Annotated in this window: 11 protein-coding genes; 4 read left to right on the top strand and 7 right to left on the bottom strand. The window is 36.8% G+C overall.

What is annotated here, in order from left to right:
• Positions 1-3: 3 nt before the first annotated feature.
• The 4 genes from LA20249_RS01790 to LA20249_RS01775 all read right to left on the bottom strand — a co-directional run bounded on the left by LA20249_RS01790 (position 4) and on the right by LA20249_RS01775 (position 4,538).
• Entirely contained in the window at positions 4-1,284 is a 1,281-nt protein-coding gene (locus LA20249_RS01790) for a 2-oxo acid dehydrogenase subunit E2 (protein ID WP_057739319.1), read from the bottom strand.
• A gap of 25 nt (positions 1,285-1,309) precedes the next feature.
• Entirely contained in the window at positions 1,310-2,287 is a 978-nt protein-coding gene (locus tag LA20249_RS01785) for an alpha-ketoacid dehydrogenase subunit beta (protein WP_057739318.1), read from the bottom strand.
• A 2-nt stretch (positions 2,288-2,289) separates the two neighbouring features.
• Positions 2,290-3,393 carry a thiamine pyrophosphate-dependent dehydrogenase E1 component subunit alpha gene (locus LA20249_RS01780; RefSeq protein WP_057739837.1) on the bottom strand — a complete coding sequence of 368 codons (1,104 nt, stop codon included), beginning with the start codon at positions 3,391-3,393 and terminating at the stop codon, positions 2,290-2,292.
• Between the two features lie 146 nt (positions 3,394-3,539).
• Entirely contained in the window at positions 3,540-4,538 is a 999-nt protein-coding gene (locus LA20249_RS01775; RefSeq protein WP_057739317.1) for a D-2-hydroxyacid dehydrogenase, read from the bottom strand.
• Between the two features lie 224 nt (positions 4,539-4,762).
• Between LA20249_RS01775 and def the strand changes: the two genes are divergently transcribed.
• From def to LA20249_RS01755, 4 genes are all read left to right on the top strand, one after another.
• Complete coding sequence (gene def, locus LA20249_RS01770) at positions 4,763-5,323, top strand: peptide deformylase (protein ID WP_057739316.1); 561 nt, start codon at positions 4,763-4,765, stop codon at positions 5,321-5,323.
• Between the two features lie 135 nt (positions 5,324-5,458).
• Positions 5,459-5,671, top strand: a complete 213-nt coding sequence (locus LA20249_RS01765) for a DNA-directed RNA polymerase subunit epsilon (protein ID WP_057739315.1) — start codon at positions 5,459-5,461, stop codon at positions 5,669-5,671.
• 3 nt (positions 5,672-5,674) lie between these two features.
• Positions 5,675-7,366 (top strand): ribonuclease J1, encoded by a 1,692-nt coding sequence (gene rnjA, locus LA20249_RS01760; protein WP_057739314.1) that lies wholly within the window; start codon positions 5,675-5,677, stop codon positions 7,364-7,366.
• Between the two features lie 57 nt (positions 7,367-7,423).
• Positions 7,424-8,377: a diacylglycerol/lipid kinase family protein gene (locus LA20249_RS01755; RefSeq protein ID WP_057739313.1), complete on the top strand. Its 954-nt coding sequence runs from the start codon at positions 7,424-7,426 to the stop codon at positions 8,375-8,377.
• A gap of 40 nt (positions 8,378-8,417) precedes the next feature.
• Here the strand turns inward: LA20249_RS01755 and recD2 are convergent, their stop codons facing one another.
• Genes recD2 through LA20249_RS01740 form a run of 3 tightly spaced genes read right to left on the bottom strand, consistent with a single transcriptional unit; the run spans position 8,418 to position 12,113 of the window.
• Positions 8,418-10,802, bottom strand: a complete 2,385-nt coding sequence (gene recD2, locus LA20249_RS01750) for an SF1B family DNA helicase RecD2 (RefSeq protein ID WP_057739312.1) — start codon at positions 10,800-10,802, stop codon at positions 8,418-8,420.
• Positions 10,789-11,454, bottom strand: a complete 666-nt coding sequence (locus tag LA20249_RS01745) for a tetratricopeptide repeat protein (RefSeq protein WP_057739311.1) — start codon at positions 11,452-11,454, stop codon at positions 10,789-10,791. Before LA20249_RS01745 ends, recD2 begins: the two co-directional genes overlap by 14 nt.
• A gap of 8 nt (positions 11,455-11,462) precedes the next feature.
• Positions 11,463-12,113 (bottom strand): histidine phosphatase family protein, encoded by a 651-nt coding sequence (locus LA20249_RS01740; protein ID WP_057739310.1) that lies wholly within the window; start codon positions 12,111-12,113, stop codon positions 11,463-11,465.
• Positions 12,114-12,130: the final 17 nt, after the last annotated feature.

Here is a 12,130-nt window from a genome sequence, read left to right as displayed (position 1 = left end):
AATCTAGCCCTCCATTAATAACATATCTGGATCGTGCAACAACTTCTTCAAGAGGTTCAAGGCATTTTGTGCCAAGGCACCATCAATCAATCTATGATCGTAACTTAATGACAATTTAAGCATCTTACCAACTTGGATATTGCCGTCATCATCAACATATGGCTCTTTAGCAATTTTACCAACACCAAGAATAGCAACTTCTGGATAATTGATAACTGGAGTGAACCAGCCACCACCAATTGAACCAACATTACTGATAGTGATTGAACCACCAGACATCTTGTCGTGACTCAATTTATTGTCATAAGCAGCCTGTGAATTTTCAGTGATTTCTTTGGCGATTTCAAACATACCCTTGGAATCAACATTTTTAACATTAGGAACATATAGTCCATGTTCAGTATTTGTTGCAATACCAATATTGTAATAGTGTTTATAAACGATTTCGTCGGTTGAATCATCAATTGAAGCATTCAATTCTGGATAAGCCTTCAATACGGCAACCAAAGCCTTGGCAATGTATGGTAAGAATGTCAAATGAATATCCTTATCAGCAGCAATTGCCTTATACTTCTTACGGTTAGCCATCAAAGCGCTTACTTCAACGTCATCAAAACTCGTTACATGTGGTGCGGTGCGTTTACTATTGAGCATTGCTTTAGCAATGGCTTTTCTAGTCATAGACATCTTTTCACGTGTTTCAAGTTCTGGTGTAGCAGAGACATATGGAGTAACTTTATTTGGTGCAGCAGCTGGGGCAGTGGCAGAATCAGCACTACTCTTTGGTGCAGCTGAACTATCAAATGAGTCAACATCTGCTTTTGTGATTTGGCCATGTTTACCACTAGGAGTTACTTTTGAAAGATCAACGCCCTTATCACGAGCATACTGACGAACTGATGGCATAGCCAAATAATTTGTATCGGCTGAACCCGTAGCAGTTGCCGTTTCTTTAGCAGGTTCAGAAGCAGATTTCTCATCTTTTTCTGGAGCTTCCTCTTTTTTATCATCTGCTTTAGCAGGCTCATCATCACCTGTATCAGGAGAACCATCATCAATGACAATCAATGTGTCACCAACTTCAACAGTTTCCCCTTCCTTAGCAACAATTTGTTTAATAGTACCAGAAACTGGTGAAGGTAATTCTTCAACTGATTTATCATTTTGGATTTCTACTAAAGAGTCATCTTCTTTAACAGAATCTCCTTCTTTGACTAGCCAGCTGGAAATTTCACCTTCGGCCATCCCTTCGCCTAGTTCTGGTAATTTAAATTTGTAAGCCATAGTCGGATTTCCTTCCTTCGATTAATTAGTAGTTGAGTATTTCATTTACTTTTTCTTCAATTTCTTTTGCGCGTGGAATCCAGATGTCTTCACCTAAAGCAAATGGATAGACACTATTTGGAGCAGCTACTCTACCAATTGGTGCATCAAGAGAAAGAACCGCATCTTCAGCAATTGCTGATGCAACTTGGGCACCAACACCTGCCATCTTTTGTGCTTCTTGGACAATGACAACCTTGTGAGTTTTTTCAATAGATTTAAAAATCGTTTCGCTATCGATTGGTGAAACAGTTCTAAGGTCAATGACTTCTACAGAAATATTCTTCTCTGCTAAACTATCAGCAACTTTCAAAGCTTCGTTTACTTCAGCTCCATAAGCTACGATTGTAATGTCATTTCCTTCACGAGCAACCTTAGCTTTATCCAAAGGTACTGTGTACTTGCCGTCAGGAATATCATCCTTCATCGAACGATACAACTTCAAATTTTCCAAGAACATAACAGGATCATTATTTTCAACTGACGAAATTAAAAGTCCTTTAGCATCATATGGATTACTTGGCATAACGACACGTAATCCAGGAACCCCTGTAAAGAAGTTCTCCAAATTATCAGCATGCATTTCGGCAGTATGAGTACCACCACCATAAGGAGTTCTGATTGTAACTGGAGCGGTCTTAGTACCATCAAAACGAAAGCGCATTCTTGCCTCTTGTCCAGCAATTTGATCAATTGCTTCAAAAGAGAAGCCCATGAATTGAATTTCGGGAATTGGACGCCAACCAGTTAAACCTAAGCCAGTTGCCAATCCTAAAATACCTGATTCAGCCAATGGTGTATCGAAAACACGATCTTCACCATATTTTTCTTGAAGTCCTTGTGTGGTTCTGAAAACACCACCATTTTTACCAACATCTTCACCAAAGATCAAAGTTTTTGGATCATCTTCAAGAACGATGTCTAAGGCGTCGGTAATTGCTTGAATATAAGTTTTCTTAGCCATTTTTACTTCGACTCCTTTGCTTCAAATTTAGCGATTTCTTTTTTCATTTCTGGAGTTGGAATTTCAAATGTACGTTTCAACATATCTGAAACCTTATCTTCGGGAGCTGAATCGGCTTCCTTGATTGCTTCCTTAAATGAAGCTTTATATTCATCAACCAACTTATCTTCTTGATCTTCTGACCAAAGTTTCTTATCTTCCAAAATTTTTCTTAAACGAATCAATGGATCTTTATCAAACCATGGTTGCTCTTCAGCTTTTGTTCTGTAACGTTTAGGATCATCACCAGCACTTGAGTGAGCACCATAACGATATGTCAATGTCTCAATCATTACCGGACCATTACCAGCAACAATATAATCACGGGCAGCTTTGGCAACGGCGTAACAAGCTAGAATATCCATTCCATCAACTTGAACACTTGGAATACCAGAAGCAACAGCCTTTTGTGCCAAGGTTGGAGCAGCGGTTTGTTTGGCACGTGGCGTTGAAATAGCAAAGCCATTGTTTTGAACGATGAACAATACGGGAGCCTTAAAGGCACCAGCGAAGTTCATTCCTTCATAACTATCACCTTGAGAAGTACCACCATCACCAGTATATGTGAAAGCAAGTGCATCCTTTTCACCGTTCTTCTTGATTCCCAAACCAACACCGGCGGCCTCATCATATGCAGCACCAATGATAATTTGTGGCATCATTGAACGAGCCTTAAATTTATTTCCTAAGACATGACCACGTGACCAAAGATATGCTTCAGTTATGGTGGCACCGTGTTGAATCAATTGAGGTACATCACGGTAAGCAGGAAGAAGGTAATCATTCTTCTTCATTGCTAAGACAGTCCCCATTTCGGAAGCCTCTTCACCTTCGGTCGGAGCATAAAATCCCATACGACCTTGACGTGAAAAGTTCATTGTCTGTTCATGCAATGCACGCTCCCATACCATCTTTTTCATAAACTCAACTAAATCATCATCTGAAAATGAATCAAAAATATCTTGATCAGTTACTTCAGCATTCTCATTCAATACTTGAATAGGTTTTGAAACATTGGATAAATTATTTTTAATCGCTTCAAAATCAACAATTGGTTTATTTGCCATTCTCCACAGTCCTTTCATAAAAGCTTATCCCTTGTGAATCTGTAAGGGCTTTCATATATTTTCAGTTTAACATTGATCGCTCAAAAAACAAGCAGTTTAGGCTTTCTTTCAGCATATTTTTTTGAAACTATTTGTGAAAATAGTCACTATTTATCGAACTTTATTTCATTTTCTGAAGTCCCAGTTTGCAATTCTGAGACCATCGAATTTAATGAAACTGTTGCCATGTTCTTAACTGCTTTAGTTGTATAAAAAGCAATGTGTGGCGTCAGAATAAATCTCGGACTTTTGATCACTTTTTCGAGCAACTTATCTGTGAATTCTTGATCGCTTAGATCGGAATTAAAGATTCCAACCTCATTTTCATAGACATCCATCACAGCACCATAAAGCTTTCCTGAAGCAACCGCATCGTAAAGATCTGACGTATTAATCAAATCTCCTCTAGCAGTATTAACGACAATTGCATTATCTTTCATTTCGGAAATACTCTTGCGATTAATCAAAGTATGACCCTTACCAAGGCTTGGAATGTGTAATGTAACAACATCTGATTCTTTTAATAAGGTATCTAAGTCATCGACATATAATCCCGCTTTTTCTAATTTAGGATTGTGAAATTTATCATATGCAATAACTTTGGCACCGAATCCTTGGTAGATTTTTATAGCAGCGCGACCAATTCTACCAGTACCTGCAACACCGACTGTCAATTCATTTAATTCACGCCCAATATCTGGAGCCCATTGGAAATTATGAGCATCAACTTTTCTGATCATATGTTTCATATTTCTTAACAAAGCCATTAATCCGGTTACAGAATATTCAGCGATTGCTTCTGGTGAATAACTAGGAACATTAGTTAAGCGAATATTGTTCTTTTTCAATGCTTCTATTGGCACATTGTCTACACCCACATTTCTCAATGAAAGTACATTAATTCCAAATTCATTCATTGTGTCAAAAATCTTTTCTTCATATGGAAGTTGTTGATAGGCAACAATTCCATCGTATCCTTTTGCCAGCTGAACAGTTTCAGGAGTCAATAATTCTGAAACAATTTTTACTTCTATATTATTGTCCTTTGACCACTCTTGAATATATTTCTTCTCGTCATGTCTGACACCAAAATCAATTAACTTCATATAAAAAGCCTCCAGTAGCATTATTTATGTATTGGTCTGAAACCGATAACATACAATGATATTTTATCATGCTGATACTTCCTTTAACAAAGATAGTGTCATCTGAAATCGTTTTCTATATATCCGATGAATGTTTTTTTTCAATTCTGCCTATTTTTAATGAAAAATAATCTATAATAGATATACTGAAGTATTTATATACAATTAAACATTCGGAGGAAACTATGTATTTTATGAAAGATATCGTCCGTGATGGCGATCCCGTTTTAAGAAAAGTCGCAAAAGACGTTAAATTCCCATTGAGTGATGAAGATAAAAACTTAGCCGCAAATATGATGGAATACTTGGTTAAGAGTCAAGATGAAGATTATGCTGAAAAGCATCAATTACGTGCTGGTGTTGGCTTAGCCGCTCCACAAGTAGGTGTCTCGGAAATGATGGCCTCAGTTCTAGTACCAAATGAAGAAGATCCTGACAAGCCATTATTAAAAATCACTTTGATCAATCCAGTTATTATTAGAAACTCTGTTCAAAGAGCTGCTCTTTCTGAAGGCGAAGGCTGTTTATCTGTTGATAAAGATGTTCCTGGATTCGTTCCACGAGCAGATCGAATTACTATCAAATATGATGACTTCGAAGGTAACTCACAGACTCTACGTGTCAAAGGCTACCCAGCCATCGTTTGTCAACATGAGATCGATCATCTAAATGGTCATCTTTATTACGACAAGATCAATAAAAAGGAACCATTCGACTTGGATCCAAGTACAGTTGTTATTTCTTAATATAGGCTGTAAGTATACTTACCTCATTAGATATGGTAGAATTGTGCTATCTATTGATTAATGCGCAAATGGACTAGAAAAAAGACAAATGGAACTGACCTGTTTCATTTAATTCGATTAAAGGAGAAATTTATATTGATTTATAAAGTTTTATATCAAACAAGCGAACTAGATAACCCCCGTCGCGAATTCACACATTCACTTTACATGGATGCAGAATCAAGTATTGCGGTACGTGAAGCCGTTGAAAAGAATACTGACTATAACATTGAATTTATTCAGGAGCTCGACGAAAAACACTTAGAGTATGAAAAAAAGAATCCTGAATTTAAATTGACGGAGTTTTAGTTAATGTCATTTAAAGTTAAAAATAATGAAGTTGCCGTTTTTGCCATCGGGGGCCTTGGCGAAATCGGTAAAAATATGTATGGAGTTCAATATCAAGATGAATTGATCGTCATTGATGCCGGAATCAAATTTCCTGAAGATGAACTCTTAGGAATTGACTATGTCATTTCCGACTACAGTTACTTAGTAGAAAATAAGGATAAAATCAAAGGATTGTTTATCACCCATGGTCACGAAGATCATATCGGTGGTATTCCTTATTTACTTCAACAACTTCCAAATATCCCTGTTTACGCCGGTCCATTGGCATGTGCACTGATCAAGGGTAAATTGGAAGAACATGGACTATTAAGTACAACTGAAATGCACGTCTTACATGAAGACGATGTTATTAAATTCCCTAAGACAAGCGTTTCATTCTTTAGAACAACTCATTCAATTCCTGATACCTTAGGTATTGCTGTCCACACACCTCAAGGTATTATCGTTGAAACTGGTGATTTCAAATTTGATTTGACTCCAGTTGCGGGATTACCTTCACCTAATCTTCAAAAAATGGCTGCCTTAGGACAAAAAGGTGTTCTTTGCTTACTATCAGATAGTACTAATGCTGAGATTCCTACTTTTTCAAAGTCTGAACGTTCAGTTGGTTTAACTATTCATCAAATATTTGAAACTATTAAGGGTAGAATTATCTTTGCTACCTTCGCTTCAAATATTTACCGTATTTCCCAAGCAGTCGATGCTGCTATCCAACAAGGTCGAAAAATTGCCGTCTTTGGACGAAGCATGGAACAAGCAATCGAAAATGGTCGTGAGTTAGGCTATTTAAATATCACAGATGATATGTTGATTGATCCACATGCTCTAAACAAAACACCCGCTAATGAGACTTTGATCCTATGTACTGGTTCTCAAGGTGAACCATTAGCTGCTTTGAGTCGTATCGCCAACGGTACTCATAGACAAATTACGATTCAGCCAGGCGATACTGTTATCTTCTCAAGTAACCCTATTCCTGGTAACACAATCAGTGTTAACCATCTAATCAACCAACTTTCTGAAGCTGGTGCAGAAGTTATTCATGGTAAAGTTAACAATATTCATGCTTCTGGACATGGTGGTCAAGAAGAACAGGAATTAATGCTTCGTTTAATGAAGCCAAAATTCTTTATGCCTATTCATGGTGAGTATCGAATGTTAAAAATTCATACTGAATTAGCTGCTCTATGTGACGTGCCTCAAGATCACTCTTTCCTTTTGGAAAATGGTGACGTCTTAGCATTAACTAAAGATAGCGCCCATGTAGCTGGGCACTTCCCTGCTGGTGACGTTTACGTTGATGGTAAGGGTGTCGGTGACATTGGTAATGTTGTTATTCATGACCGTCAAGTTCTATCCGAAGAAGGTATGGTCGTGGTTGTTGCAACAATTGACTATCAAAAACATATCGTTTTGGCTGGACCTGATATTCTTTCACGTGGTTTCGTCTATATGCGTGAGTCAGGCGAATTGATCAATCAGGCACAAAAACGTGTCTTCCATCTGATTAAAAACGCTTTTGACGATGAAGACACTAAGCCTACTGAGGCCGTTTTAAAGCGAGTTATCATTGAAGGATTACAAGAATTCTTGTACAAACGTACAGAAAGAAATACGGTTATCCTACCAATGTTAATTGGCACTTCAATCTAAATTCAATTTTAAAGTAGATCACTTGATCTACTTTTTTTATTTAAGGGTTGCAATAAAATGAAAAAAACTGAAAAAATAGAAATAATTTTAAACCACCACGCCGGAAACGGTCGTGCTCAAAAAGCTTGTAATAAGGTTTCTAATTTCCTCACTCAACAAAATATTCCTTATGAAATTCATTTAACTAAATGCAATGGTGATGGACAAAGAATTGCTAAACAACTAGCCAATCTTCATCAACCAAATAAGATAGTCGTTATTGGTGGCGATGGCACTTTAAATCAAGCTGTCAACGGGGTAAAGGCTTCTTCTTATCCCGACACTGCTCTAGGCTATATTCCCGGTGGATCTGGGAATGACTTTTGCCGTGGCATCAAGTTAAAGATCAAAGATCCTGTTATTTTAATACAAGCCATTTTATCTCTAAAGACACCGCAAGTTATTGATGTCGGAAAAGCCTCTAGCAAACAATTCTCACATTACTTCATCAATAATATTGGAATTGGTTTCGATGCTAGTACGGTTTATTACACTAATCATTCCGAGCGTAAGGAATTTCTCAATCGCCTTGGTTTAGGAACCTTATCCTACTTCACTAATCTACTCAAAGTCATCAAGAGACAAAAAGCTTTTGGTTTAGATGTCAATTATCAGCAGCAACAAAAGCACTTTGATTCAGCTTATATTGTTGTTGCTACAAACCATCCCTATTTTGGTGGCGGCTTTGCCATTGACCCCACAGCTACTCCTTTTAATCACCATTTAAATTTAGTCGTGGTTAAAAAAATCACAGGATTAACTTTTGCTAAATTAATGACTAAACTATTGACTGATGGTTCACATTTAAAAGATAAAAATGTTTGGCACATTGAAAAAAAACAGTTCGAATTAAAAAATTATACTAAACAACACGGTCAAATGGATGGTGAGGAGTTAAATCAGCATGAATTTGATTTCAACTTTGAAATAAGTCAACATCCCTTTTGGCTTCCAGTAAAAAATAATTTTTAAGCATTGCAAAAAAATAACGTCTAATGTGAGTAAAATCACATTAAGCGTTATTTTTTTCTAGAAAATTATATGGTGTCACATTATCCATCCCAATCATTGGATCAATCGAATTATTCATCACCATATCTAAAGTCAAATGATAATCTTTAGGTTCAGTTACTTCATCTTTATTTTCAGAAACTGTTTCTTGAGGTTTGACTTTAAAACTAGCAAAAATACGTTCCTTTAAAGTAGTTTGACGCTCATTTGATTGATCTCTAATAGAACGTTCAAAAGCTTGACGGTCTCCTACCATAATCAGTAAACGTTTAGACCTTGTTACTGCAGTATATAAAAGGTTTCGCCTTAACATTCTTGATTCCTCATTGACCAAAGGTAGAATAACCATCTCAAATTCAGACCCCTGAGCTTTATGGATCGAAGTACAATAGGCTAAAGAAATATTTAGCCAATCTTTTCGATCCAAAGTAACCTCGTTGCCGTCAAAATCAATCACCAATCTATCAACGTGATCAGTATTCTCCTTAGCCAAGATTATCCCAACAATTTTCCCAATCTCACCATTAAAAACATTGTCTTCCGGTGTATTGACCAAATAAACTACTTTATCATTGATCCGATACTTAGTATTGCCTACGGAAACTTCTTTTCTTTTAGGTGCCATTGGGTTGACCACATTTTGAATCACGACATTTAAGTTGTCGATACCTGCTTGTCCTCGATACATCGGGGCCAAAACTTGTACATCAGCAATATCGAAACCACGTTCACTTGATTTACTGATGATCTGCGATAGAACTTCTGGTACATTTCGACTATTGCAATTAATAAAACTACGATCAGCTCTATTTTGAAAAATCCCATCAACAATCACGCCCTCATTAATGTCGTGAGCTAATTGAATAATCGTTGAATCTTCATCTTGTCGGTGAATCTCCTTTAAAATTGTCGTGGGAAATACTTGACTGTTAATCAAATCAGAGAAGACTTGACCCGCCCCAACTGAGGGCAACTGATCCTTATCACCAACTAAAACCACCTGTGTTCCTGGCTGTACTGCATCAATCAAGGTCCTAAACAATTTAGTATCAACCATCGACATCTCATCAATAATCAAAAGCTTGCAATCCAAAGTTGGCTCAGCAAACTCATCATCCTCTGTTCCCGTCAAACCTAACAATCGATGAATCGTCATAGCTGGTAAACCAGTGGATTCACCCATATGTTTGGCAGCCCTTCCTGTTGGAGCTGCTAGAGCAATCGCGTAATCTTCTGAAGCTGGGTCTAAAGTTGCATCGTTTAGCTTAGCATATGCAGATACGATTGCATTAATAATCGTTGTCTTACCAGTTCCCGGTCCACCAGTCAAAAGAAAAACTGAATGAGTTAACGATTGTTCAATAGCCCTTTCCTGCGATTTATCATATTGAACTGAAAATGACTTTTCAACGTGCTTGAGTTCTTTTTTAAATTGATGCTTTGTCCAGGAAACACCCTTGAAAGTGTCAGTAATCATTTTCAAAGATTGGGCAATCGACCATTCGCTATCAGATAGTCCTTTGTCATACACATGACCATCTTCAACCAACAGCACGCCATCGTTGACTAGTTTTTTCAAACCATCTAGTAATTTCTTATTTAAATCGGGTGTTGAGTTAGTATTCAAAACACCGCTGACACGCTTTATAAGCTCTGTTTGTAAAACGAAGGTATCTCCAGTCTCATTGATCATCAAACTGACCATCTGAATTAAAGCACCCTTGATTCTGCGAGGGTCATCGCCAGTAATGCCTAATTTTTTGGCTAATTCATCTGCTCGTTTGAAACCGACACCTTTAACATCCAAAACTAATTGATAAGGATCATCATTCAATTTTTCTAATGTCTGCACACCATATTTTTGATAAATACGGGCACTTAAAGTACTACCAAAGCTATAATTATTTAATTGGTATAGAACTTGTTCTGTCTGATGGTTCTTGGAAATTTGTTCAACGATAGTATTAGTTTTTTCTTCACCCAATTTTAGAAAATCCAAAGCATGTGGATCTTGTAAGATTTTATCGATTGCGTTGTTACCGAGTTTATCGACGATTTTTTCAGCTTTTTTCTTCCCAATTCCGGGAAATTCATCACTGGAGAAAAAACTAATCAATTCCTTACGACCACTGGGCAAACTCCTTTTGTAAGAAGTGGCCTGAAATTGTTTTCCATACTTAGGATGATCCACCATATGGCCTTCAAAACGATATTCTTCTTCTTCGGAGATTTCACCAAAACTACCAGTTACGACAATATCGCCAGCATCCCAATCCGTATTGGTCTTCTTAATCTTAATCGTAAAAATCTTAAATAAATTCTCTGGATTCTCAAAAAAGATGGCTTTAACAGTACCAACAAAATACTGCTTATTACTTTCCGCCATGATTTTCTCCTTGTTTGATAAATTCCTGTAAATCGGCTAATTTTTTTTCATGCTTTAAATAATATTGTTCATCTAATCTCTTAGACTCTTTTAAATATATTTGATAATCTTCTTTTAAATTCATTGCACATAAGGCCATGTTGAAGTAATTCTTGGCCTCTGGTTTAATTTTATTAGCTGTCTTATAAAATCCTAAGGCCTCTTGGAAATTGCCGTTAGCAAGCAATAAATCAGCTAATAGCTCATTTGCGGCTAGATCTTTAGGAGCTTTTTCAACCGCCGTCAATGCATACATAATTGCCAACTGACGTTTACCCTGTTGATCAAGTGTCTTAGCCAACATGAAATAAGCCTCAAAAGCATAATTATCATCAGCTAAGTTTTTAAAAATTTTATTAGCCTTATCATATTTATCAGCTAAATAATAAATATTGCCCAAATTATAAAGCAAATCCTGATTATCCTTAAATATCTCTAAGGACCGAGCTATTAATTCTTCTGCTTGCTCCAGATCACCTGCTTGCACCAAATAGGTCGACAATTGCAAAATCTCAGGTAATTGGTGAGCATCCTTATTTAAATCGGCGACTAATAATTTAATTGCCTCTTGCTTTTTATCTTGTTTAAATAATTGTTCTGCTTTTTTGTTCATTTAATACCTCAAATTGTGTCTGAACTCTCAAGTTTCTTTCCCAAATATCCAGTCTCATTCCATTTAATCAATGTAAACTGACCATCATTATAATGAAGATGCGTCAAACTCGTATTCGAAAGTCCACCATCTTTTCTAATATCATTAATGCTGGTTCCTAACAAAGATTGTATCAGAGTAACTAAACAAGCTCCATGACTAACAATCACAACATTACCCTGACCGTGATTATCTTCAACAATACTTTTAACCGCTTCTGTGGTTCTTTTAGCGACTTGTTCAAAAGATTCGCCACGAATCAAACTATAATCATAATCCTTAGGCTGATGTCTGAAAGCATAGATAACCTCCGGCATTTCTTGTTCTAATTCGGAGAATTTCCTTCCCTCCATGATTCCTAAATCGAATTCACGCAACTTATCGACAACTGACAAAGCAATTTTTTTATTCAAATCTTTGATCAAAGTTTCAGCGGTAGTTTTTGCGCGTGGCAAAGGACTTGAATACATATGATTTATTTGCACGTCCTTAAGCCGTTTGGCTAAAAGCTTAATATCATGTAAGCTCTCTTCCAAAAGTGGAGAATCACCGTGACCTCCTTGATACTTTCCTTCTAAATTCCATTCAGTCTTTCCATGCCTGACAAAGTACAATTCCATTTTTCTCACCTTACAAA

Origin of the sequence: Companilactobacillus alimentarius DSM 20249 (assembly GCF_002849895.1) — a bacterium.
Lineage (GTDB): Bacteria > Bacillota > Bacilli > Lactobacillales > Lactobacillaceae > Companilactobacillus > Companilactobacillus alimentarius.
This window is presented reverse-complemented; position numbering and strand designations above follow the sequence as displayed.

Excerpts from the sequence above, each read along its gene's own strand:
- LA20249_RS01790 (WP_057739319.1), bottom strand. The coding sequence starts at position 1,284 with ATGGCTTACAAATTTAAATTACCAGAACTAGGCGAAGGGATGGCCGAA.
- LA20249_RS01785 (WP_057739318.1), bottom strand. The coding sequence starts at position 2,287 with ATGGCTAAGAAAACTTATATTCAAGCAATTACCGACGCCTTAGACATC.
- LA20249_RS01780 (WP_057739837.1), bottom strand. The coding sequence starts at position 3,393 with ATGGCAAATAAACCAATTGTTGATTTTGAAGCGATTAAAAATAATTTA.
- LA20249_RS01775 (WP_057739317.1), bottom strand. The coding sequence starts at position 4,538 with ATGAAGTTAATTGATTTTGGTGTCAGACATGACGAGAAGAAATATATT.
- def (WP_057739316.1), top strand. The coding sequence starts at position 4,763 with ATGTATTTTATGAAAGATATCGTCCGTGATGGCGATCCCGTTTTAAGA.
- rnjA (WP_057739314.1), top strand. The coding sequence starts at position 5,675 with ATGTCATTTAAAGTTAAAAATAATGAAGTTGCCGTTTTTGCCATCGGG.
- LA20249_RS01755 (WP_057739313.1), top strand. The coding sequence starts at position 7,424 with ATGAAAAAAACTGAAAAAATAGAAATAATTTTAAACCACCACGCCGGA.
- recD2 (WP_057739312.1), bottom strand. The coding sequence starts at position 10,802 with ATGGCGGAAAGTAATAAGCAGTATTTTGTTGGTACTGTTAAAGCCATC.
- LA20249_RS01745 (WP_057739311.1), bottom strand. The coding sequence starts at position 11,454 with ATGAACAAAAAAGCAGAACAATTATTTAAACAAGATAAAAAGCAAGAG.
- LA20249_RS01740 (WP_057739310.1), bottom strand. The coding sequence starts at position 12,113 with ATGGAATTGTACTTTGTCAGGCATGGAAAGACTGAATGGAATTTAGAA.